Source organism: Aeromonas enterica, from assembly GCF_054052465.1.
Window position 1 is genome coordinate 176,437 of record NZ_JBSTYL010000002.1, and the last position, 23,216, is coordinate 199,652.

The window sequence follows — 23,216 nt, forward strand, 5'->3', positions numbered from 1 at the left end:
AATCCGGCTTCATAAATTCACCTCTTAGGGATGTGTCATTTGGAACAACCTCGCACGAAATAGTTAATGGGGCAATACCAGCCCCTCATACCAAGGACCCGACCATGAAACAACTCACCGAAGCACAGGTAATGGGCTTTCGCGGCTCAATGCCACCCCGCACTGAGCACCGCTACAGCGTGAACGTCGAACCCGGTACCGAAGAGCGCCGGCTTGCCCATAAACGCACTGCCACCCGCCGCGCTATCGAGATGTATCAAGAACAGCGCGCCCTCCGGCTTGAAATGGAGCTTTAGCCATGAACGAAAACACCCTTCAGGCCCTGCTCGAAAGTCAGGAGGCGGAGGCCAACGCCAAGGCCGAGTGGATTGCCGCGTGGACCGAAGAGAATCTTCCGCAGCTGCTGGCCGGCCAGCTAGATATCGACGCTGCCACCCTGCTCGCAGAGGTGGACGCAGAGCGGGCCACACAGCTCAATCAAGCCATCTACCTGCTGATGGTGTCCGGTGACAAGGTGCCACTCACCATGCTGATCCAGCAGGTGCTGGACGCCGGGCTGAATGCCCTCGCCCAGGATGCTTGGGGCTACCATCTCGCCGCCCTGCACGACGCCATGAGTGACGACCAGTGGGAGCAATACCGACACAGGAGCGCAGCAGCATGAACGCAACCGTTGATGCCAGCCAGGCAGCTCCACAGGGCTTGGTACTAGGTCTTAGTAATGAGGAGTACCACTCCGGCCCGGGGGTCAGTAAATCCCAGTTGGATGACATCGCCGAAAGCCCTGCCACCTACCTCTGGCGCAAGAGCGCGCCAATCGATGACGAAAAACTCAAGGCGCTGGACATGGGGACCGCCCTTCACTGCCTGCTGCTGGAACCGGAAGAATTCAAAGAACGATTCATCATCGCCCCTGAGTTCAACCGCCGCACCAACGCCGGCAAGGATGAAGAGAAGGCGTTTCTGGCCAACTGCGCCGACCTGGGCAAGACCATCATCTCGTTCGAGGATGACCGCAAGCTCAAGTTGATGCGTGAAAGCGTGTTTGCCCACCCAGACGCCCGCTGGCTGTTGGAGCAGGACGGCATCTGTGAGGGATCGCTCTACTGGACTGACCGGGAGACAGAAGAGCTCTGCCGCTGCCGACCAGACAAAAATCTGAGCAACTTCCCCATCCTCGCCGACGTGAAGAAAGTGGACGACATGGCCAGGTTCGAACGCCACATCGAGGAGTTCCGCTACCACGTCCAGGACGCCATGTATTCCGATGGCTTCTTACAGGTCTACGGCGAGATACCAGACTTCATCTTTCTGGCTGTCAGCTCATCCATTGAATGCGGCCGCTACCCGGTACGGGTTCGCCCGCTGGAGCCAGAGTGGAAAGAGTCTGGCAAAGACCTCTATCGCCGAGACCTGAAGAAATTCCACGAATGCCGCGTTAACAACGATTGGCACGACCTGATACCACTTACCCGCCCAGCCTGGGCAAGGAGAGCAGCGTGAACCAAGCAGTTTCAAACCCATTTGGGGTGACAACCCAGCGCCAAGAGCAAGGATTGGTAGCAGTCGAACAACAGCGGGCCATTCAAGAGGTGCAAGCAGCAATGGTGATTGCCAAGAAATTCCCACGCAATCCCGTTGAAGCAACAGACCGTATTTTGCAGTCCTGCTCCCGCCCGACCCTCGCAGAAGGGGCGCTATACAGTTACAACCGAGGTGGTGCTGATGTTACAGGTCCAAGCATCAGGCTGGCGGAGGCGCTGGCCCAAGCATGGGGGAACATGCAGTTCGGTATCCGCGAGCTGGAACAACGCAAGGGGGAGTCTATCGTTGAGGCGTTTGCCTGGGATGTGGAGACCAACACCAAACAACTGAAAATTTTCACCGTTCCACACATCCGCCACACCCGAAACGGTCAAAAACAACTGGAAGATCCGCGTGATATCTACGAGCTCGTGGCAAACAATGGCGCTCGTCGCCTACGCGCCTGCATTCTCGGGGTGATCCCGGGTGACGTGATAGAGGCAGCCCAGCGTCAATGTGAGGTGACCCTGAACACTCACGCTGACACCAGTCCAGAATCGGTCAAGCGGATGCTCGATACCTTCAGCACCGAGTTTGGTGTCACAAGTGAGCAAGTCCAGGCATACCTTGGGCGCCGAGCTGATGCGATGTTGCCTGCTCAGTATGTGCAGATGCGAAAAATATATGCATCACTTCGCGATGGGATGAGTAAGCCAGGCGATTGGTTCAGGGCAAAAGAAGATGAGGGACAGCCAGAGCAAAACAAAACTCTGAGCGCGATGCGCCAAGAAAAAAACCAAGTTAAAACGGTTGTTGAACAGGCTAAACAGAAAAAACCAGCTCAGGGCTCAACCTGCGTAGATCCACAGCAAGAGCCTGTCGCTTCGGTCGAGCTTGACCACTCCAGCGCATACGCGGACCACTGCGCCGCTATCGAAGCAGCAAGCGATACCGTCGAATGGCAGCAGGCCTATACCAGCGCCTTGGCATGGGCCAGCGAAACCGGCGACAACAACATCATCGCCGGTATCAAGCAGGTGGCAGGTGAGCGCAAGGCACAGCTCAACAAGGTCAAATAATCCAGCCACTTTCAACCTTACCAGCCCGCCAACCAGCGGGCTTTATTATTCAAGGACCCACCATGACCAAACAAGCCAAAAACCAACCGGTTGTCATCGACTCAGGCACAGCCTCGGCCGGAAAGCCCTCCGCAGCAGTAACGGTGACAGAGACCATCCGTACAGCACCCAAACGCATCTGGTTGCAAGTTGGCGACCGGAGCCATTACCACAGTGAACCCTTCCCGAAAGACACCAGCGAGGTGAGCTGGTGTGCTGACTCTGTGATGGCTTGCGAAGTGCCTTATGTGCGGGCCGATCTGGCTGGTCACCCTTTAACCAACGCAGAGAGTCAATAGACCCTCCCAGTATTTACCTATGAGTACAAGGAGCGACATCATGACAAATAGCACTACTGTCACCCTGACCCCCGGCAACTTCCTCCAGGCCAAAGCGGCAATCCTCTACGCCATCTCCCAGAGCATGATGCCCACGTTCACCTGGCATGGCGAACAACCAGGCATGTCCAAAGGGCAAACCTACCATTTCATCGGCCTGGATAAAGATGGCGATCTGCAATTCAAAAACAACAACAGCACCCTCTGTTACGCCAGTTCTACCAACTGTGAGCAAGGCTGGTTTGTTCTGAATATATCCCCCGATAAATTGGCTGAATATAGCCAGCAACAGATCGCCAGCACCATTGCGGAACTGCAGAAGTTGAAGCAGATATTTGATGCTGGGCACGTCTTTGCACCAGGCGACATTATTCAGTGGAAGCCCCATATGAGGGATCGTCCTTTCCCTGCTTACAACACGCCGGTGATCGTGTTGGAAGTTATCAGCCCTCCCCTGCAGCATTGCCATGACGTGGGGGCATCGGCAGCGCCAGCCAAACATGACTTGGTAATAGGCATCAACATGGAAGGCGTTTTGCGCCACTACTATGCCGATAGCCGGCGCTATCAACTTGTCGCGAGGTAGTCCCATTGATGGCGAGGAGGGATCATGCAGTTCAGGGCTCCCATCATTCAACAAGGACTGACTTTTGATGAAGCAACTGAAATAAGGGCTCGCTACTTACGCCTCAATCCCGGTGCAAAGGTCACCATCGAAAGCCAACCAGATAATCCCGCATTCAAAACCCTGATAGCCCACCTACCGCTCCTTCCGTTGCAGAAGGTTATCGAGCCGGGCTTCATTGGGTATCGCGGATGGAGGGACTGATGGACAAACACCAGAAGGCGGCTTTCGAGCATGCCCTTCACCAGATTAACCAACTCAAGGCCAGTCAACCCACTGGCCTTTCTATTTCCATCAATTCAGACGGTCCCCGCGTCCACTGCAAAAGCATAGAGCATGAAAGACCGGAAAATATTTACCGGACACAGTGCCCCTATGTTGGCGTAGAGATCACGGTGATATGACCAGGTTCCGACGATTCAACTAATCGCCGATCATGGCAGTGTATGCAGACATCGAACGTTGACCATTGACAGATAACACTTTAGTCTCGCCCGCTTAAAATTTATCAATGATTAAAGAGAGTTACTAATGAAAAAAATTTTCGGCATCCTTGCCACACTGTTGCTCTGTTTCCAAGTATCCGCAGCACCCGAGTTCAAAGAAGGCAAACACTACGAAGTGCTGTCTCAACCAAAGACTGAACAACCCGAAATACTGGAATTCTTCTCCTACTTCTGCCACAACTGCGCAAATTTTGAACCGATCATCAGCCAATTAAAGTCGACACTTCCACAAGGTGTGCCGTTCAAAAAAATCCCCGTTTCTTTCCTGGGCAGAGAGATGGGCCCTGAATTGCAAAGGGCCTTCTCCGTCGCCAGTGAGCTCCGGGTAGAAGAGAAGCTGACCCCTATGCTGTTCAGCAACATCCGCACACTGGGCAGTCGTAATGATGTTCGTCAGCTCTTTGCCAAAGCGGGTGTAGCAGCAGCTGAGTTTGATGCCTCGATTGACAGTTTTGCGGTTGCCGGCATGACAAAACAGTTCGATGCCATGACAACACGTTACAAACTACGTGGAGTACCGGCCTTTGTTGTCAATGGCAAGTACATGGTCAAATTGGAATCCCTCACTTCTCAAACACAATTTGAATCGCTGATCATGTTCTTGCTTAGCCAGAAAGACTAATCCGCACTTTTCCCTAAAGACACAGGGGCTTCATAGCCTCTGTGTCCCTATGCCCTCTTTCATTCGGCGGCCCTTCCGTCGAGATTGCGTGGTCGGAGATCCTCCGCTCCTGCAGGAAGATCCCGCCATGTTGCCCCAGACAAACCTGAGTGAAATATCCAGACAGCTGAGGACTCAAACATGCAGCAATTCATCTATCCCTGTACTAAGTGGATTAAACCCGAACTGTTTGCAGAGCTGACCGGTATGACCGTGAAGGCCGCAGAAGGACGACGTTTGAAAGGCGAATGGCCCGAAGGCCGTATCTGGTGTTATGCCCCGGATCGTCAGATCAGATACAACGTGGTGGAGTATGACAAATGGGTCGAGTCACAACTGAACTGTTAACCGTCACAGTCAGAGGTTTGGAAATTCATGGCAAGAGGTTGCGGTTGAATTTTTCATACAAGGGGATTCGCTGCCGGGAAGTACTGAACCTGCCAATCACCAAAGCCAATGTAAAGTTTGCCGAGAACAAACTGGCCAGCATCCATTACGAGATTGCCACGAATACCTTCAACTATGCCAAGCATTTCCCCCACAGCAAATCGCTGTCGCGGTTCGATCGGGTGCAACAAAACCCCACCTTGTCGGAAGCCTACCAGACCTATTGGGCCCTCCACAGCCCCAGTCTTAAACCAACGACGCAAGCCTCATATCCCTTTAGCCTGAATACCTGCATCAAGATCCTGGGCGCAGACCGCAAGTTGTCGACGCTGCTTCCGTTTGACCTGCAGGTACTGAGAAATACCTTGAGCGCTAACTACAAGCCAAGAACGGCCAACCTGTGCATGGCACGTTTCCGCCAAATGCTTGCCTGGTGTGAAAAGAATGGTTTTGGTAAAGAAGGTTCAGCCCTGTCAAACCAGTTCCAGTATGTGCCCGTGGGGAAAAGTAGCAGCGCTGACCCGTTTGAATTTGATGAATTCCAGCGGCTATTGAGAGCCTGCAAGGATGAACAGCAGCGTAATATCATCACTGTGGCCATATACACCGGTTTGCGTACTGGTGAATTGCGTGCCTTGGCATGGGAAGACATTGATTTGCAAAAAGGTGTGATGCTCGTCCGTAGAAATACAGATGAGACCGCAACATACTTCAAATTGCCCAAAACCGGAGAAACTCGCACCGTTGATCTGCAACCACCAGTCATTGACGCCCTTCGGTCTCAACAACAGCTGACGTCCATGCTGTCAGCCTATGAAATAAATGTGGATGTAGATGATGGGTGGGAAACTTTCTTGATCAGGCCCGTGTTCTGCCCTTCAGATCCAGCACATAAAAAGCCCGTTGAAAAATTTTACAGTACTAAGGCGATCAGCAAGATGTGGCGAAGGTTGATCAGGGTATCCGGCGTGCGTTATCGCAGGTTCTATCAACTCCGGCATACCTATGCCTCCTGGAACCTGACCTCTCACGGTAACCTCTCCTACATTGCAGCTCAGATGGGGCACAAAAACCTGGAGATGCTGCAGAAGGTCTACGGTAAATGGCTCGACTCGGCCAGCAAACCAGAAGCCCAACGGATCTGGGAACAGATGCAGTCAAAAGGGCTTTTTGCCCCAAAAATGCCCCAAAGAGAGAAAGTACAACGATAATGCATTGATATTATTCAGTATTTATCAACGGTACGTAATCATGCCACAAACGGCAGGATCCAATACAGGATCCTGTCTCGATTCGGTACATATCGGGTGGATCGCCGTCTTGCTGGCCTACCTCTTGTTGCTTGTTGCCTCTCAACGGTTCAGACACGAGTCATGTGGCTGAGGCGCCACATGCCCCCCGTTCTTCCTCCGTGGGCAGCTCATGTCAACACATGATGTTCAGGGAGTAACCTGGCATGAATGCCACTGGCCAGCCGGGTGTTGCCGCGCACAAGCACAGGGTTGGGGTGGTATGGCTTCCATCAGACGGCGAATGGCTCGAAAGCTGTCCAGCGCCGCCTGGGTGGCTATCGGATTGATAAGCCAGCTCGGCAGGCTGTCGCCCGGGTTGGTGTAGGTTTCAAGACGCACCAGGGTGGTGCCGTTCAGTTGGGGCAATGCCTCCCAGCGCCCTTCACTGGCCCGGATCCGCACTCGCCCCGGATGGGGCGGCAATGCATCGGGCGCAGCCCATACCGTCAGTTGCAGACTGCAATCGGCATTGCGCCGCAAGCGGGAGTGAGTGATCAGCTCTCGCTCCTGCACCGGCCAGGGGGCTGACAAGCGGGTATACACCAGATCTTCATCGGGCGCCGGCTTTGTCAGCACGCGCACCTCCAGGCTCTGGGGCAGCCACTCCTGATGACGGGCGGTATCGCGCAGCACGGCCAGCAAGGCGGATGGGGGGGCCGCTACGTTCATTTCCAGGCGCAGGGCCAGAAATGTTCCCGGTGGGTGGGCGCGAGTCCATAGCAAGATGCCGGCCTCCCCCGTCTGCAGTTGCCACCCTTGTCCCCATGCGGGCAAGCAGAGCAACCACAGCAGCCATATTCCATGTCTCGTCATCTGATGCCCTCGCCTGATCCTGCTTATGCTTATAGCCGCTTTTCAGCTGGCAGGGCGGATTGTCTGCTGGCGGGCAAAAATATCACAGGCCGCACACTGGCAGATGGCTAACCGGGCTCCCCCATGTGTTCGTGATAGAGCCGCTTTATCTCGTCTCGTAGCCAAAGCAGCTTGGTGTTGTAGTTGTTGCGCTTGTGCCAGAGCAGGATAAAGGCGATGTCGAGCTGTCGATACAGCGTTTCTTTCAGCGGCAGTGGCAATGAGATCAGGTTGGCGTGATGCAAGCTGGCATAGCTGGCGCAATAGGACGGCACGACCGCTATCAGCTCGTGGGCGGATTGTGCGGCAATGTGCAGCGCCTGCTCGAAGCTGGAGACCCGGATCGGCACCCGTCGACTGAGTCCCTCATCATCGAGCAGGCTGTCGAGCGCCCAGGCATCGCAGGCCTCCCACACCACGCTCACATGGGGGTAGGCGAGAAAATTGTCCAGGCTCCACTTGCGGGCCAGCAGGGGGTGATCCTTGCGCAAAAACACCACGGGTCTGTCCTCGAACAACACCTCGTGATCGATGTAATAAGGCAGGCGGTTGACCCGGGCCAAGGAGCTAGGGTGCGTCTCACGAGCACAGAAACCGAGATCGGCATCGCCATTGATGATGTCGCTGAGGGAGTGGTGATCCCAATTCATCACCTTGATGGTCGACTTGCGGTACTTCTCGTAGATAACCATGGGCAGGCTGTTGAGAAAGCTGATGTAAAAGGGGGACTCCAGCACCAGTCTGAAGGCGGCCCCTTCCGGAATCGCGTTGCCACAGAGGGAGGCTATGTTGCCCGACAGCTGAAACCACTCCTTGAGCTCCTCTTCCAGACTCAGCGACAGGTTGGTGGGCTCCAGTCCCCGCTGCGTACGGATAAAGAGCGGATCGTCAAACCAGTCGCGCAGGCGAGCCAGCGCCTTGCTGACCGTCGGCGCCGTGACATTGAGCCGCTTGGCCGCCTTGGTCGCGCTGCGCTCTTGCAACAACAGCCTGAAGACCACCAACAGATTGAGATCGAGTTCGACCAGGGGGCGCATGATCAGATTTTCTCCACGGACTGGGGATCGCAGGGCACCTGGTCGGCCACAGGCCCCATGATGCGAAAGGCGAGATAGAGTAGCACGGCGAGGAGGAGCGAATAAGCCAGCAACAGGAGGGGTGCCAGACCAAGCCAGCCCATCAGCCAGATATAGAGCGCCGAGCTGGCTATCTGAATGATGCACAGAGTTGCACTGGCCAGGGAGATCTGGTGCCGGCAACTGGCGAGGGCCTCACCCATCGCGATGCCGAAGCTGGCGGAAAAACCGATGCAAACGAAGGCAAAGCCAAGACGGATCAGCCAGAGCGCCCACAACGGCGAGGAACCATCATGGGCCAGCGCCGTCAACAACGCCTCCTGCCGAGAGGCCAGCAGCAACAAGAGCGCCACCCCCAAGGCGCCGTGGGCCCAGGCCAGCACCCTCTCCTTGCCCCACCGGCGGATCAGCACCGGATTGAGAAAAGAGGTGATCATGCTGATCGCGGCCATCGCCATCATGATCTCGGCGTAACCTGCGGTATCCAGCCCCATCCCCGTCATCAATATCATGGGTGAGGTACTGACATAGGTCAGGATGCAGGTCATGCCGGTACTGGTCAGGCCGCACATCCACAGATACTGTCTCGTGCGCAAAAATCCAAGGCGTTCGGCAGGATGGGAAACGGTCTGTCTACCCTCCCCCTGACGGGTTTCCCGCAGCCAGAGAAGAGTCACCAGCGCCACCACGGCGCCGAGCAGGGCCATAGCCTGGAAGATGGCAGGCCAGTCGAAGCGGGCCAGGATCAGATAACCGAGCAGCGGCGCCAGCACGGGGATCACGCAGATGACGCCGTTGATCATCGACAGGACAGCAGCCAGTCGAGCCGGTGCCAACACATCCCGCAGCACGGTAAAGGTCATGATATAGAGGGTGCCGGCCCCTATCCCCTGACCGATGCGACCCAGCAGGAATGCCGTGATCGAGTCGGCGCTGCCGGCAGCCAACGAGGCCAGCACAAAGATGAGGGCGCCCCCCAGGATCACCGGCTTGCGGCCATATCGGTCGGCCAGCAGCCCGCCTGCCAGCACGGTAGCGGCCATGCCAAACAGATAGGCTGAAAACGCGGTATGCAGCTGCGCCGCGCTGGCCTCCAGCGCGACCCCGATCTGGGGGAGCGCGACCAGATAGAGATCTATGCCCACAGGATAGAGGGTGATCATCAAGAAACAGCAGACAAGGTAGGAACGCATGACAACTCCAGCAGCAGGGGACGGTCGCCCACCTTGGGCATGACAGTCGGATAAGGCTGCCACTATAGGGACGAGGCCGATGAATGAGTCGATAGCGACACTTTCCAATATGGAAACCGGGGGCAATCGCACGCCCTTCGCACTGCGGCCACACGGGATGAACCCTGTGATACCTGCAGATAATATCCGACATGAAAATCCCATCAGGTATTTGCCCGGCTCACGGCGCGGCGATACCATCGGCGCCTGACCGCATCGAACCAGGACATCACAATGCCAACACAGCTGATCCTCGCCTCCACTTCCCGTTATCGCAAAGCCCTGCTGGAAAAACTCGCGCTTCCTTTTGAATGCGCGGCCCCCGAGGTGGATGAGTCTCCCCTGCCCGGCGAACCGGCCGAGGCGCTGGTGGCGCGGTTGGCCCTTACCAAGGCAAGCGCCATTGCCGACCGGTTTGATCAGGGACTGATCATAGGGTCCGATCAGGTGTGTGTCTGCGACGGCCAGATCCTGGGCAAACCGGGTACTGTGGAAAAAGCAGTGGCACAACTGATGGCCGCGCAAGGCCGCAGCGTCACCTTCCATACCGGCCTGTGCGTACTGGATGCCACCAGCGGCCGGGCCGAGCAGCTGGTGGAGCCTTTCACCGTGCACTTTCGCACCCTGAATGAGGCAGCCCTTCGCCGCTATGTCGAGGCTGAATTGCCCCTCGATTGCGCGGGCAGTTTCAAATGTGAAGGTATGGGAATAGTGTTGTTCAAGGGGCTGGAGGGACGCGATCCCAATGCCCTGATCGGCCTACCGCTGATCGGCCTGATCGAGCTGCTGGCGCGCCACGGCCTCGCCCTGCCCTGATGGGGGGACATGCCCGCAATGAAAAACGGGAGCCTTGGCTCCCGTTTTTCATCTATTCATTAGGCATATAACAAGGCTAACCCAGCAACCGCTTGAGCTCATCCATGGTATCGACGACGGCAAGCGGATCATGTGCCTGCAACCGGCGCCTGTCGTGCACGCCCCAGCTCACCCCGATCCGCGGCATGGCTAGCGCCTCTGCCATCGCCATGTCGTGGATGGAGTCGCCAATCATCACCGCCTGGTGCGCGGCCAAACCCAGCTCATCCAGAATTTGCGTCAGCATCAGGGGATCGGGTTTGGAGTTGGCCTCGTCCGCGCCACGGGTGGCGGCAAACAGCGGCCGCAATCCGGTATCATCCAGCACCCGATCCAGGCCACTGCGAGACTTGCCGGTGGCCACCGCCAGCGCAATCCCCTGCCCGTGCCAGTGGTGCAGCAGCTCGCTCGCCCCGGCAAACAGCGGGCTGGGCGTGCCGTCATGCACATAATGGTGACGATAGCGGGCGATCAGGGCGTTGGCCCGCTCGCCCCCCGTTGCCAGCGCAAACAGTTGTGGAATGCCGACCTCCAGGCTGAGCCCTATGATCTGATGTGTCTCTACCGCAGTGGGCACAGGCTCGCCACAATCGCGAGCCGCCCCCGCAACACAGGCGACAATTCGGCCCACCGAGTCCATCAGGGTACCGTCCCAGTCGAAAATGGCGAGTCGGACCGCCTTCATCAGCGAGCCAGCTTGTTCAGGAAGTTGTCGAGTTCAGGCGCGAGCGGGGCTTCCACCTGCATCTCGCGGCCGTCGACTGGATGGGTAAAGCTCAGCTTCCAGGCATGCAAAAACAGCCGTTTCAGACCTTGGCTGCGCATTTTCTCGTCAAAGGCCGCTTCCCCATACTTGTCATCACAGGCGATGGGATGGCCGGCATGTTGGGTATGCACCCGGATCTGGTGGGTACGGCCGGTGATCGGGCTGCACTCGACCAGAGTCGCCTCGGCAAATTGCCGGGCGATGCGGAAACGGGTTTCGGATGGCTTGCCGTCACTGCTGACCCGCACCACCCGTTCACCGGATTGCAGATCGTTCTTGCGCAGCGGCGCATTGACCACCTTGACGTGGGGCTGCCATTGACCGCGCACCAGCGCCAGATACTGTTTGCGCATGGTCTTGATCCGCAGTTGTTCGTGCAGGCTGCGCAGGGCGCTGCGCTTCTTGGCAACCAGCAGTACGCCTGAGGTGTCGCGATCCAGCCTGTGTACCAGCTCCAAGAAGCGGGCATCCGGGCGCAGGGCACGCAGCCCCTCGATGACGCCGAAACTCAAGCCGCTGCCACCGTGCACGGCCATGCCGGACGGTTTGTTGAGCACTATCATGGCGTCGTCTTCAAACAGGATCTGGCTCTCCAGACGCTGGATGCTGCCGAGGTTGGCCGAGGGCAGTTCGTTTTTCTCGGCAACCCGCACGGGAGGAACCCGCACCTCGTCGCCTGGGCAGAGTTTGTATTCTGGTTTGATGCGCTTTTTGTTGACGCGCACTTCCCCTTTTCGAAGGATGCGATAGATCAGGCTCTTGGGGACGCCCTTTAGCTGAGTCTTGAGAAAATTGTCGATGCGCTGCCCTTCATGCTCAGCTTCGATGGTGAGCAGCTGCACTTGTTGTTGTATCTGTGTCATGGCGCGGATTTTAACACCGCCGGCGGCCCTTGGCTGCATGCTTTGTTGAAAAATGGCGCCTTGCTATAAAAGTGGTTTAAATGGGATAATAAACAAGGTTTTGTCATTGTGTTCAAGCCTTGTACTAAGTGGCCAAAATTTATGCCACCCAATCCCGAAACACCGTGTATATAAGAACATGACGGTTCCCGGGTGCGAGGTACAGCGCATGGAGAACACAAACAGAACCGATTATTTGTCTCCACACCGGCATCCTTAATTCATGCCTTCTCGAGAAGGCCGAACCAGAGCGCCCTTAGTTTGCGCCTCATGCATACCCCAGCCGGGAGGTTGCCCAAGTATGCTGAAGACCCGAGGCCGGCGCCGGCAGGATCCTGTGGAGGAAATCAAAATGACAAAATAACGAGAACTCAATGAAAAGAATGCTAATCAACGCGACTCAGGAAGAGGAGTTGCGCGTAGCGCTGGTTGACGGACAACAGCTCTACGATTTGGATATTGAAAGTCCGGGACACGAGCAGAAAAAAGCGAACATCTACAAGGGTAAAATCACCCGTGTAGAACCCAGTCTCGAAGCTGCTTTTGTCGACTATGGCGCCGAGCGTCACGGTTTCCTGCCATTGAAGGAGATCGCCCGCAATTACTTCCCCTCCGGTTACTCCTATCAGGGTCGTCCCAACATCAAAGAAGTGGTCCGCGAAGGCCAGGAAGTGATCGTCCAGATTGATAAGGAAGAGCGTGGCACCAAGGGTGCAGCCCTCACCACCTTTATCAGCCTGGCCGGCAGCTACCTGGTGCTGATGCCGAACAACCCCCGTGCAGGCGGTATCTCCCGCCGCATTGAGGGTGATGAAAGAACGGAACTGAAAGAAGCCCTGAGCGGACTGACAGTACCGGACGGCATGGGCCTCATCGTGCGTACCGCCGGTGTGGGCAAATCCCCGGAAGAGCTGGAATGGGATCTCAACGTTCTGCTCAACCACTGGGACTCCATCCACAAGGCGTCACAGGACCGTACCGCTCCCGTGCTTATCCACCAGGAAAGCAACGTGATCGTGCGCGCCATTCGTGACTACCTGCGTCGCGATGTCGGCGAGATCCTGATCGACGACCCTGTCATCTTTGAACGTGCCCGTGCTCACATCGAGCTGGTTCGTCCCGATTTCCTCAACCGCGTGAAGCTGTACAAGGGTGAAGTTGCCCTGTTCAACCACTTCCAGATTGAGAGCCAAATCGAGTCGGCCTTCCAGCGCGAAGTGCGCCTGCCCTCCGGCGGCAGCATCGTCATAGACCCGACCGAAGCACTGACCTCCATCGATATCAACTCCTCCCGCGCCACCAAGGGCGGCGATATCGAAGAGACGGCGCTGCAAACCAACCTGGAAGCGGCCGACGAGATTGCCCGTCAATTGCGTCTGCGCGACTTAGGAGGTCTGATCGTCATCGACTTCATCGACATGACACCGGTTCGCCATCAACGCGAAGTGGAAAACCGTCTGCGTGAAGCGGTGCATCAGGATCGCGCCCGCATCCAGCTGGGCCGGATCTCCCGTTTCGGTCTGCTGGAGATGTCTCGCCAGCGTCTGCGTCCCTCCCTCAACGAGTCCAGCAGCCACATCTGCCCCCGTTGCCAAGGTCAAGGGGTCATCCGTGACAACGAATCACTGGCCTTGTCCATCCTGCGTCTCATCGAAGAAGAGGCCATGAAAGACAACACAGAGCAGGTTCATGCTCAGGTGCCGGTCGATGTTGCCGCCTATCTGCTCAACGAGAAGCGCGCCTCCATCGCCAGTCTGGAACAACGTAATGAAGTACGTCTGTACATCATTCCGAACCAGCATCTGGAAACCCCGCACTACGAAGTGACCCGCATTCGTCAGAACGAGATCCCGGAAGCGGCCAGCTACGAGCTGAAAACCGAGATTGCCAAGCCGGTCTACCAGCCGAAGCAGGCTCAGGTGATCGAGCGCGAGCAACCGCTGCTGCAAGGCTTCGTCCAGGCGCCTCAACCGGCCGCCCCTGCTGCTCCTGCGCCCGTCGCAGCACAGCCACAGGTTGCCACCGAAGCAGGTCTGTTTGGCAAGCTGTTCAAGGCCATCTCGGGTCTGTTTGCTGGCGATGCCGCCCCGAGCGACGTCAAGGCGCCTGCCGAGAAACCGGCTGTGCCGCGGGAAGCACGCAAAGACGAAGGTCATCGTCACCAGCGTGATGAAAATCGTGGCCGTGGCCAGCGTCCCCGTCGCGACGACAACCGCAGCAACCGCAACACGGCGGAAGCCGGCGATAAGCGCGAAGGCGCGGCCAATCGCGAGGGTGGTGAGAACCGCAATCGTCGTCCGCGTAAAGAACGCGAACCGCGTCAGGAACGTGAAGTCCGCAGTGAAGTGCGCACTGAACAGCGTATGGAACGTGAGCCCCGCGAACCTCGTCAGGAACGCGAACCGCGCGCCCCGCGTCCGGCTCGTGAGCCCCGTGCACCGCGTGAGCCCCGTGCCGAGCTGGTCGTTGAAGCGGTAGAAATCGTTGAAACTGCCGTCGTCAGTGCCGAGCCCCAGCAGGAAAAAGAGCAGAAAGTCGCCGAGCGCCGCGAACGTCGTCAACTGCGCAAGCAGATCCGTGCCGATGTCCCAGCCAGCAACCCTGCTGCCCAGCCGACTGATGAGCCGGTTGCTGCCGTGGCCGATGCCGCTGACACAGTGGAACAGAGTGACGAGCAGGCCGACGGCCAGCGTCGTTCCCGTCGTACGCCGCGCAGCCAGCGTATCGAAGGTCAGCGTCGCAAGCGCATCAACGAAGATGCCCGCAGTCAGCGCGATGATGAAGAGCAGCAAGCAGACACCACTATCCTGACCACGGCAGCCCAGGCTGATGCGGCTCAGATGAAAGTGGAAGAGCCTGCAGTGCCCGTCATCACAATCCCGAGCGCCGAAGCCATTGCCGCCGCCGTACAAGCCTCTGCTGCACTGACCGAGCATGTGGTGGTGGAAGCCGTTGCCGAGGAAGCCCGTGAGCAAGCAGAAGCCGTGGCGATCGCCGGCCCCGTCGTGACCGAAGCCCAGGTTGAAGTTGCTCCTGTTGTGGCTGCCGAGCCGGTTGTCGCAGACGTGGTGGCCACACCTGTGGTTGCCGAAGCGAGCGTCGTTGTCGCACCTGCTGACGACGTCGTTGCCACGGTAGCACCTGTCATCGAGACGACCGCCGAGGTTGTTGCCCCCGTTGTCGTGGAAGCCGCACCTGCAGCTGAACCAGCACCCCAGGTTGTTGAACCTGTTGTCGTTGCCGAGCCAGTCGCAGCCGTGGTTGTTGCCCAGGCAGAACCGGTAGCACCCGCTGCCGTCGCTGCGCCCGTGGTCAACCAGGCCAAGAAAGGTGCAGGTCTGTTGGCCGGTGCCCGCAAGGCTTCTGCCCCGATGGCAACGCCTGCTGCGGCCCCAGCCCTGCCTGCGCAGGCACCTGTCGAGCAGGCACCGCTGGTGCGCAATGACGTGACAAGCTCTGGCCGTCATGGTGGCAGCACGGCTGCTGTCAACGTGGCAACCAGCCCGGCTGGTCGTCCTTGATTGCCAGCTAGCCTGATGGAAAAGAGCCACACACTGTGTGGCTCTTTTTTTATCTTCCGTTTGGGCTCGGGTGTTAACCGAGTCACTGACTCCCAGCCTTCCCCCATAGTTTTTCTCTTGTCGCATCAAGCACTCTGTCACACCAGAGCCACTCCTTCTCCTCGCACGTTTGCCAATGCAAGAAGATAGTCGCCCTCTGTTCGACCCAATGAGCTGCAAGCCTGGTTACCCCCTCTCTCTATCACGTTCCGTGTTACTCCGCTGGCTACCCAAGCCAAGATCTCATCCTTTATCCACCCTGCCGCTTATGAGCCACCCTGTGTACCTGTCAGACTTGTTGCCCATACCCTGTGACGGTATCCGTCAATGAATAGCACCCTGGCCTGGAGAGATATCCTGGCCACCCATCAGCTAAGCACAGACAACAGAATGAAAGTTTGCCGCCTTCTCGCCCTCTTGGCTCCCCGCTTCAATCCCTATCAAACACGGAGTAAGACCTTATGCCTATCAACAAATGGCAAACAACGCAGCATGGCAGCGCCCTATTGGGTGTGCTTATTTCTGTAGACAGTCGTTGAGCAGGCTGGATTATTCACTTCGCCCAACCTGTTTTGCTATGTGTTTAACATTACAAGTTTGATGGCATATAAAGAGTCAACAGCATCAGAAACAAGTTATCGACTCTCTTCCTGCCCGTCTGCCTAGGCCAGATGATCTGTACTCTCCCGGCCAAAGAACGGGGCTGTGCGGATCTGCAGACATGAAAAAAGGGCCCGTGGGCCCTTCGTCAATATCTGAGGTTGCGCTTGTTATCAGCCGCCAAACAGGTGATGGCTGATGAGGAACAAGCCACCGGAGAGCAGCATGGTGAGCGGCAGGGTCAGCACCCAGGCCATCAGTATGGTCTTGATGGTCTGGCTCTGAAGGCCTGACTTGTTCGCCACCATGGTACCCGCTACCGCAGAAGAGAGGATATGGGTGGTGGAGACAGGCATACCGGTCAAACTGGCAACACCGATGGAGGCAGCGGCAGTGATCTGGGCGGCAATGCCCTGGCTGTAGGTCATGCCGGTGGAGCCAATCTTCTCACCTACCGTGTAGACGATGCGACGCCAGCCCACCATGGTACCGCAACCCAGCGCCAGTGCGATGGAGACGATCACCCAGGTCGGGGCATATTCGGCGGTCGCCGTCAGATCCTTGCGCCATTTGGCCAGATCCGTCAGCTCCTTGGCCGGCAGCGGCAGTTTGGAGACCTTGCGCGCGGTATCGTCGATGCACAGCAGCAGACGACGAACTTCGCGACGATCGGTCAGATCCATCTCTTCATAAGTGCGCACCTGACCAAGACGGTTGTCCAGGGTTGCCATGGCTTGCAGCGCACCATTCGCCGCACAATGGGTCATCAGTTCTTCCTGAGCCTGAGCAGGCACCTTGAAGTCCACCACCTGAGCAACTTGCTCATGATTGCGCTGATAGATCTCCATGATGCGCTGGTTGGCATCCTGCGTGCGATCCAAATCGTAGGAACGGCTGTTCATATCCAGTGCGAAATAGGCCGGAGCCATGCAGATCAGCACCAGCATCACCAGACCAATGCCCTTTTGACCATCGTTGGAGCCGTGCACGAAGCTCACGCCCATGGCGGAAGCGACCAGTGTGAGACGGGCCCAGAACGGCGGATGCTTCTTGCCGTCCACCAGCAGGCGCTCTTCCGGGGTCTTGTGGATCTTGCTGCCCAGCCAGACTCGTTTCATGGCAAACAGCAACAGGGCTGCCACCACAAAGCCAACGGTCGGGGAGATGATCAGGGAAAGCATGATATCGATCGCTTTGGCGACGTTGATACCCTGAGTCAGCGGCTGATGATTGATCCAGGCATAGGCACCGCCCACCCCTAGAATGGAACCGATCAGCGTGTGAGAACTGGATGCCGGAATGCCCAGGAACCAGGTCCCCAGATTCCAGACGATGGCGGAAAACAGCAGGGAGAACACCATGATCAAACCCTGGGTGGAATCCATGCCCAACAGCAAGTCAATCGGCAACAAGTGGACAATGGCATAGGCCACGCCCAATCCGCCGAACATGACACCAAAAAAGTTGAAGATCCCGGATGCGACGACCGCCAGGTGAGCTGGCATCGCCTTGGTATAAATAACCGTTGCTACCGCGTTGGCAGTATCGTGAAAGCCGTTGATGAATTCATAAGCCAACACAAAAAAAACGGCCAATACCAAACCGATTGACCACCACAAACCCAAACCACTAAACATTTCAAACATAAAAACGAACCTGTTTATGAGTTGCGGCGGATTATGCCAGAAGGCTGGTTGCGCCATACCCGTTGTTGAAATATTTCAGTAAGAAAAAAAAAGAGCATTCAATCAAAAAATAGCTTAGAGCCTGACGGAATCAGGCTTGTCGATGATTAATTAAACAACCTCAGCTCGATAAAAACAGTCCCCAAACGGGAACAATTCATCACGTTCCAGAGCAGTGACACCGGATTTCGCTCTGCTTCACCGTCAGATTTCGACCGATGGCATCGCGACAACGGTACAAAGGGCAAGCGAAAATGAGCCACTCCCCCACCCTTCACACCCGCCACGGTTGCCCCGTCACCCAAACTCGTGCCAAACCCAATAACAAAGGGCGCCAGTGGCGCCCTCTTGTTTAACATATTGCAACCGGATCGGCTGTCGACCGGATCACGCACCGCCGATCTCAATCCTGATTCATACGGCTGGCAACGGCACCCTGCTGGCTCTTGTACTTGGCATTTTCCCGCTTGTTGTAGGGACGTGCCGCTGCCCCGGAGAGCATCTCGAAGTTCAGTGCGCCTATCTTCATCTTGGGACGCAGCGCCAGCGGCAACTTGCCGCCGTTATAAAACTCCAGCACGATGCGCCCGGACCAGCCCGGATCGATCCTGTGTGCGGTGACGTGCACCATCAGCCCGAGGCGGGCCAGGGAGGAGCGGCCATCCAGCCAGCCAACGATATCGGCCGGCAGGGTAACGGATTCGTAAGTCACCGCCAGCGCCAGCTGACCCGGGTGAAGATAAAAGGCTTCCCCATCCGCGATGTGGATCTCGTCGCTCATCACCCGATCGATGGCATCGGCCATCTCGCTGCTCGGGCCGCTCAAGTCGATATAGGGGGCGGTGTGATCACGAAACACTCTAAACTCGTTGCCCAGCAGCACGTCGACGCTGACGCCACTGATCCGCTCAACTCCGGGTCTTGGCTCAATGACGATCTTGCCTTCATCCAGATGACGTTCAATATCGGTATCACAAAGACGCATTGGGCGACTCTCCTGACAAAATGTTCATTTAAAAAAGCCGGGCATCACCCGGCTTGTTTCATCTTAACCAATCAACATGTGGCGGATTCGCGCCTTGAGCATGTCGATGGCGATGCGGTTCTTGCCACCACGGGGCACGATCACGTCTGCGTACTGCTTGGAAGGCTCGATAAACTGCAGGAACATGGGGCGTACCGTCTTCTGGTACTGCTTGAGCACGGAATCCATGGTACGACCGCGCTCTTGCACGTCACGGACCAGACGGCGCAGCAGACAGACGTCCAGCGGGGTATCCATGAAGATGGAGGCATCCATCAGATCCCGCAAGCGGCTGTCGGTCAGCAGCAGGATCCCTTCCAGAATGATCACCCGGCGCGGGGCGAAAGGGGTCACCTCGTTCATGCGGGTGTGCTCTGTGTAGGAGTACTGGGGAATGTTGACCGCATCGCCTTTTACCAGCTGGCTCAGGTGCTGTACCAGCAGATCGTGATCCAGAGCATTGGGGTGGTCATAGTTGGTCTTGACCCGCTCTTCCATGGTCAGGTGGGTCTGATCACGGTAGTAGCAATCTTCGGTGATCACACCAATCTGCCCCGCGCCCAGTTCGGCCACCAGCTCTTCATAAATGGTTTGGGCTATGAGGCTCTTGCCGGACGCGGACGCGCCAGCAATACCGATGATCACACACGAATGTTGAGTATCAGACATTGAAAATACCTAAAGAGAAGAGCAGTGGGGATTGTTTAAACCGATCCATTATATAAAAAAGGGTGAGCCATGCCCACCCTCAAATCTACCTCAACCACACGACAGCCGATTATTCATCCAGCGCCACCGTATAGAGGGGGGTCGCAATCGGTTTACCGCTGAAATAGAGTTCAGCCCCCACCCGCCGAGCCAGTTTCATATAGGCCTGAGCCAGGCTTCCTTCCGGTGCGCCGAACACGGTCGGACAGCCATCGTCCATGTGTTGGCGAATATCGATGTGCAGCGGCAGCTGGCCAAGCAGTGCCACATGATACTGCTCCGCCATCTTCTGGCCGCCACCGGTACCGAACAGGGTCTCGTGATGACCGCAGGCACTGCAGACGTGATAGCTCATGTTTTCTATGATGCCGAGCACGGGCACATTGACCTTGTTGAACATGGCGGCCCCCTTGCGGGCATCCGCCAGCGCAACGTCCTGCGGCGTGGTCACGATCACCGCCGCCGAGGTCGGCACCTGCTGGGCCAGGGTGAGCTGGATGTCCCCCGTGCCTGGCGGCATGTCCACCACCAGATAATCCACTTCGCCCCAACGGGTCTCGTGCAGGATCTGGGCCAGCGCCTTGCTCGCCATGGGGCCGCGCCAGATGGTGGCATCCTGCTCGTCCACCAGATAACCGATACTGTTGCTCTTGAGGCCGCAAGCCATCACCGGCTCCATCAGCTTGCCGTCACGGCTGCTGGGGCGCTCCTTGACCGTGCCCATCATGGTCGGAATGGAGGGGCCATAGATATCCGCATCCAGAATGGCGACTCGCGCCCCCTCCTTTTGCAGTGCCAGCGCCAGGTTGACGGCCGTGGTGGACTTGCCCACCCCGCCCTTGCCGGAGGCGACCACGATGATGTTGCGAATGCCCTGCACCGCCGCCAACCCTTGCGCCCGCGGCAGACTGGCCACCTCGATGTCACACACCCAGTCGATGCGGGCGACGCCAGTGGCACTGCGCAAGCGGGCATCGAAGTCCTGCTTGATCTGCTCAAACAGGGAACACCCGGCAAAGGGCAACACCAGCGTGATGGTCAGACTTTGCCCCTGTTGCGCTACGCTGCGCACAAACCCGGCAGCCACCAGATCCTTGCCCCACCCTGTCGGCTTAAATTCGGCCAGTATCTGTTTTACTGAATCAATCACCATTAACTCCTCATTATCTTGCAATTATCTTGAGGTGAACGGTTACCGCACACAAATCAGTGGCTTGCCTGCTTGCCAACCAGCGCGAGCACCAGGGCGGACAGCGCCACAACCCTAGGCAGGCTACCCCCAATTCGGGTAACATGCACGGCACTGTATCATCCCAACAAGCACATCAAGAACGACTATATGGCAACTGATCCTCGTACAATGCTGGTAACCTGCGCCCTCCCCTATGCCAATGGCTCCATCCATCTTGGCCACATGCTGGAACACATCCAGGCCGATATCTGGGTTCGTTATCAGCGAATGCGTGGCCATCAGGTGCACTTCATCTGTGCCGATGATGCCCATGGCACCCCCATCATGCTCAAGGCACAGCAGATGGGGATCACCCCGGAAGCGATGATCGCCGCCGTCTCCAAAGAGCACCAGACCGACTTCGCCGGGTTCAACATCAGCTTTGACAACTATCACTCCACCCACAGCGACGAAAACCGCGAGCTGGCGGAGCTGATCTACGGTCGTCTGAAAGAAGGTGACTTCATCAAGGGCCGCACCATCACTCAGCTGTTCGATCCGGAAAAATCCATGTTCCTGCCGGACCGCTTCGTCAAGGGCACCTGCCCCAAGTGCAAGTCTCCGGAGCAATACGGCGACAACTGCGACAGCTGCGGCGCCACCTACAGCCCGACCGAGCTGATTGATCCGAAATCTGCCGTCTCCGGCGCGACCCCGGTGATGAAGGACTCCGAGCACTTCTTCTTCGACCTGCCGCAATTTGAAACCTGGCTGGCCGGCTGGGTGCGCGGTTCCGGCGCCATTCAGGAAGAGATGGCCAACAAGATGCAGGAGTGGTTCGAGAGCGGCCTGCAGCAGTGGGACATCACCCGCGACGCCCCCTATTTTGGTTTCGAGATCCCGGGTGCCCCGGGCAAGTACTTCTACGTCTGGCTCGATGCCCCCATCGGCTACATGGCGTCGTTCAAGAACCTGTGCAACAAGCGCGGCGACATCGACTTCGACAGCTACTGGAAAGCGGACTCCGAGGCAGAGCTCTATCACTTCATCGGCAAGGATATCGCCTACTTCCACTGCCTGTTCTGGCCATCCATGCTGGAAGGCGCGGGTTTCCGCAAGCCGACCAAGGTCAACGTGCACGGCTATGTGACTGTCAACGGCGCCAAGATGTCCAAGTCCAAGGGCACCTTCATCAAGGCCTCCACCTACCTGAATCACCTGGATCCGGAGTGCTTGCGTTACTACTACGCCGCCAAGCTCAACAGCCGCATCGACGATCTGGACCTGAACCTGGATGACTTCGTGGCACGGGTCAACGCCGACGTGGTCAACAAGCTGGTCAACCTCGCCTCCCGCAACGCCGGCTTCATCGCCAAGCGTTTCGACGGCAAGCTGGCCGCGACCTGCGCCGAGCCCGAGCTCTACGCCGAATTTGCCAACGCCAGCGCCTCCATCAGCGAAGCCTATGAAGCGCGCGAGTTCAGCCGTGCCATCCGCGAGATCATGGCGCTGGCCGACAAAGCCAACCGCTATGTGGATGACAAAGCCCCCTGGGTGCTGGCCAAACAGGAAGGCGCAGACGCCGAGCTGCAGGCGGTATGCTCCGTGGGCATCAACCTGTTCCGCGTACTGATGGCCTACCTCAAGCCTGTCATGCCGCTGCTGGCCGAGCGCGCCGAAGTCTTCCTGGGTGAAACCCTCACCTGGGATGGCGTCGCCCTGCCATTGACCCACCATCAGCTGGCCCCGTTCAAGGCGCTCTTCTCCCGCATCGAGCCCGCCAAGATCGAAGCCATGATCGAGGCCTCCAAGGAAGATCTGGCCAAGGAGCAGGCACCGAAAGTGACAGGCCCGCTGGCAGATGACCCCATAAGCCCAACCATCTCCTATGAGGATTTCGCCAAGCTTGATCTGCGCGTGGCGCTGATCAAGAAGGCGGAAGCGGTACCGGAAGCGGACAAGCTGCTCAAGCTGCAACTGGATCTGGGCGGTGAAACCCGTCAGGTGTTTGCCGGCATCAAGTCCGCCTACAACCCGGAAGATCTGGAAGGCAAGCTGACCGTGATGGTGGCCAACCTGGCACCGCGCAAGATGCGCTTTGGCATGTCCGAAGGCATGGTGCTGGCCGCAGGCCCGGGCGGCAAGGATCTCTGGATCCTGGAGCCGCAGGAAGGCGCCCAGCCAGGCATGCGCGTCAAATAAGCGCACTGGCTGCAACCCCCCTGAAATGAGAGGCCAGACGGCCTCTCTTTTTTATTCCTTTTTTCCACGGTATGGGAGATGTATCCCCGTCGCCAAGCCCCCCCATATACGCTTGTTGCCACCCCGCAATTT

Annotated in this window: 23 protein-coding genes; 14 read left to right on the top strand and 9 right to left on the bottom strand. The window is 57.4% G+C overall.

Annotated features, from left to right (window positions below; genetic code table 11):
• Nucleotides 1-104: 104 nt before the first annotated feature.
• The 11 genes from ACW5XD_RS03070 (at nucleotide 105) to ACW5XD_RS03120 (ending at nucleotide 6,370) form a co-directional block, all read left to right on the top strand.
• A complete protein-coding gene (locus ACW5XD_RS03070) occupies nucleotides 105-296 on the top strand; it encodes a hypothetical protein (RefSeq protein WP_456493580.1) in 192 nt (63 codons plus the stop codon).
• Nucleotides 297-298: 2 nt separating this feature from the next.
• Nucleotides 299-664 carry a hypothetical protein gene (locus ACW5XD_RS03075; protein ID WP_456493581.1) on the top strand — a complete coding sequence of 122 codons (366 nt, stop codon included), beginning with the start codon at nucleotides 299-301 and terminating at the stop codon, nucleotides 662-664.
• Nucleotides 661-1,503: a PD-(D/E)XK nuclease-like domain-containing protein gene (locus ACW5XD_RS03080; protein ID WP_456493582.1), complete on the top strand. Its 843-nt coding sequence runs from the start codon at nucleotides 661-663 to the stop codon at nucleotides 1,501-1,503. Before ACW5XD_RS03075 ends, ACW5XD_RS03080 begins: the two co-directional genes overlap by 4 nt.
• The gene (locus tag ACW5XD_RS03085) at nucleotides 1,500-2,603 is read left to right on the top strand and encodes a hypothetical protein (RefSeq protein ID WP_456493583.1); all 1,104 of its coding nucleotides are present in this window, start codon (nucleotides 1,500-1,502) and stop codon (nucleotides 2,601-2,603) included. The genes ACW5XD_RS03080 and ACW5XD_RS03085 overlap by 4 nt, the downstream gene beginning before the upstream one ends.
• A gap of 62 nt (nucleotides 2,604-2,665) precedes the next feature.
• Nucleotides 2,666-2,941 (top strand): hypothetical protein, encoded by a 276-nt coding sequence (locus ACW5XD_RS03090; protein ID WP_456493584.1) that lies wholly within the window; start codon nucleotides 2,666-2,668, stop codon nucleotides 2,939-2,941.
• Nucleotides 2,942-2,981: 40 nt separating this feature from the next.
• Nucleotides 2,982-3,566 carry a hypothetical protein gene (locus tag ACW5XD_RS03095; protein ID WP_456493585.1) on the top strand — a complete coding sequence of 195 codons (585 nt, stop codon included), beginning with the start codon at nucleotides 2,982-2,984 and terminating at the stop codon, nucleotides 3,564-3,566.
• A gap of 24 nt (nucleotides 3,567-3,590) precedes the next feature.
• Nucleotides 3,591-3,809, top strand: coding sequence for a hypothetical protein (locus tag ACW5XD_RS03100; RefSeq protein ID WP_456493586.1), 219 nt, complete (start codon nucleotides 3,591-3,593; stop codon nucleotides 3,807-3,809).
• A complete protein-coding gene (locus tag ACW5XD_RS03105; protein ID WP_456493587.1) occupies nucleotides 3,809-4,009 on the top strand; it encodes a hypothetical protein in 201 nt (66 codons plus the stop codon). Before ACW5XD_RS03100 ends, ACW5XD_RS03105 begins: the two co-directional genes overlap by 1 nt.
• A 127-nt stretch (nucleotides 4,010-4,136) precedes the next feature.
• Nucleotides 4,137-4,733 carry a thiol:disulfide interchange protein DsbA/DsbL gene (locus ACW5XD_RS03110; RefSeq protein ID WP_456493588.1) on the top strand — a complete coding sequence of 199 codons (597 nt, stop codon included), beginning with the start codon at nucleotides 4,137-4,139 and terminating at the stop codon, nucleotides 4,731-4,733.
• A 180-nt stretch (nucleotides 4,734-4,913) separates the two neighbouring features.
• A complete protein-coding gene (locus ACW5XD_RS03115) occupies nucleotides 4,914-5,120 on the top strand; it encodes a hypothetical protein (protein WP_456493589.1) in 207 nt (68 codons plus the stop codon).
• Nucleotides 5,093-6,370: an Arm DNA-binding domain-containing protein gene (locus tag ACW5XD_RS03120; protein ID WP_456493590.1), complete on the top strand. Its 1,278-nt coding sequence runs from the start codon at nucleotides 5,093-5,095 to the stop codon at nucleotides 6,368-6,370. Before ACW5XD_RS03115 ends, ACW5XD_RS03120 begins: the two co-directional genes overlap by 28 nt.
• Before the next feature lie 228 nt (nucleotides 6,371-6,598).
• Here ACW5XD_RS03120 and ACW5XD_RS03125 read toward each other — a convergent pair whose 3' ends face one another.
• The 3 genes from ACW5XD_RS03125 to ACW5XD_RS03135 all read right to left on the bottom strand — a co-directional run bounded on the left by ACW5XD_RS03125 (nucleotide 6,599) and on the right by ACW5XD_RS03135 (nucleotide 9,572).
• A complete protein-coding gene (locus tag ACW5XD_RS03125; protein ID WP_456493591.1) occupies nucleotides 6,599-7,264 on the bottom strand; it encodes an START domain-containing protein in 666 nt (221 codons plus the stop codon).
• A gap of 107 nt (nucleotides 7,265-7,371) precedes the next feature.
• Nucleotides 7,372-8,340 carry an HTH-type transcriptional regulator YidZ gene (yidZ, locus tag ACW5XD_RS03130; RefSeq protein WP_456493592.1) on the bottom strand — a complete coding sequence of 323 codons (969 nt, stop codon included), beginning with the start codon at nucleotides 8,338-8,340 and terminating at the stop codon, nucleotides 7,372-7,374.
• Nucleotides 8,341-8,342: 2 nt separating this feature from the next.
• Complete coding sequence (locus tag ACW5XD_RS03135; protein WP_456493593.1) at nucleotides 8,343-9,572, bottom strand: MdtL family multidrug efflux MFS transporter; 1,230 nt, start codon at nucleotides 9,570-9,572, stop codon at nucleotides 8,343-8,345.
• Nucleotides 9,573-9,845: 273 nt separating this feature from the next.
• Here ACW5XD_RS03135 and ACW5XD_RS03140 point away from each other — a divergent pair, with 273 nt between their 5' ends.
• The gene (locus ACW5XD_RS03140) at nucleotides 9,846-10,427 is read left to right on the top strand and encodes a Maf family protein (protein ID WP_456493594.1); all 582 of its coding nucleotides are present in this window, start codon (nucleotides 9,846-9,848) and stop codon (nucleotides 10,425-10,427) included.
• Between the two features lie 76 nt (nucleotides 10,428-10,503).
• On the opposite strand, the gene ACW5XD_RS03145 is transcribed toward ACW5XD_RS03140, so the two are convergent.
• Both ACW5XD_RS03145 and rluC read right to left on the bottom strand, forming a co-directional pair.
• A complete protein-coding gene (locus ACW5XD_RS03145; RefSeq protein WP_456493595.1) occupies nucleotides 10,504-11,151 on the bottom strand; it encodes an HAD family hydrolase in 648 nt (215 codons plus the stop codon).
• Nucleotides 11,151-12,095, bottom strand: a complete 945-nt coding sequence (gene rluC, locus ACW5XD_RS03150) for a 23S rRNA pseudouridine(955/2504/2580) synthase RluC (protein WP_205619593.1) — start codon at nucleotides 12,093-12,095, stop codon at nucleotides 11,151-11,153. The genes ACW5XD_RS03145 and rluC overlap by 1 nt, the downstream gene beginning before the upstream one ends.
• A gap of 413 nt (nucleotides 12,096-12,508) precedes the next feature.
• Here rluC and rne point away from each other — a divergent pair, with 413 nt between their 5' ends.
• The gene (gene rne, locus ACW5XD_RS03155) at nucleotides 12,509-15,655 is read left to right on the top strand and encodes a ribonuclease E (RefSeq protein WP_456493596.1); all 3,147 of its coding nucleotides are present in this window, start codon (nucleotides 12,509-12,511) and stop codon (nucleotides 15,653-15,655) included.
• 812 nt (nucleotides 15,656-16,467) lie between these two features.
• Here the strand turns inward: rne and ACW5XD_RS03160 are convergent.
• From ACW5XD_RS03160 to apbC, 4 genes are all read right to left on the bottom strand, one after another.
• A complete protein-coding gene (locus tag ACW5XD_RS03160) occupies nucleotides 16,468-17,940 on the bottom strand; it encodes an inorganic phosphate transporter (RefSeq protein WP_456493597.1) in 1,473 nt (490 codons plus the stop codon).
• 442 nt (nucleotides 17,941-18,382) lie between these two features.
• Entirely contained in the window at nucleotides 18,383-18,964 is a 582-nt protein-coding gene (gene dcd, locus ACW5XD_RS03165; protein ID WP_043134827.1) for a dCTP deaminase, read from the bottom strand.
• Nucleotides 18,965-19,027: 63 nt separating this feature from the next.
• Entirely contained in the window at nucleotides 19,028-19,672 is a 645-nt protein-coding gene (udk, locus tag ACW5XD_RS03170) for a uridine kinase (RefSeq protein WP_456493598.1), read from the bottom strand.
• A 109-nt stretch (nucleotides 19,673-19,781) separates the two neighbouring features.
• The gene (gene apbC / locus ACW5XD_RS03175) at nucleotides 19,782-20,864 is read right to left on the bottom strand and encodes an iron-sulfur cluster carrier protein ApbC (protein WP_456493599.1); all 1,083 of its coding nucleotides are present in this window, start codon (nucleotides 20,862-20,864) and stop codon (nucleotides 19,782-19,784) included.
• 186 nt (nucleotides 20,865-21,050) lie between these two features.
• On the opposite strand from apbC, the gene metG reads away from it, so the two are divergent.
• Nucleotides 21,051-23,084, top strand: coding sequence for a methionine--tRNA ligase (gene metG, locus ACW5XD_RS03180; protein ID WP_456493600.1), 2,034 nt, complete (start codon nucleotides 21,051-21,053; stop codon nucleotides 23,082-23,084).
• The last annotated feature ends 132 nt before the right edge of the window (nucleotides 23,085-23,216 follow it).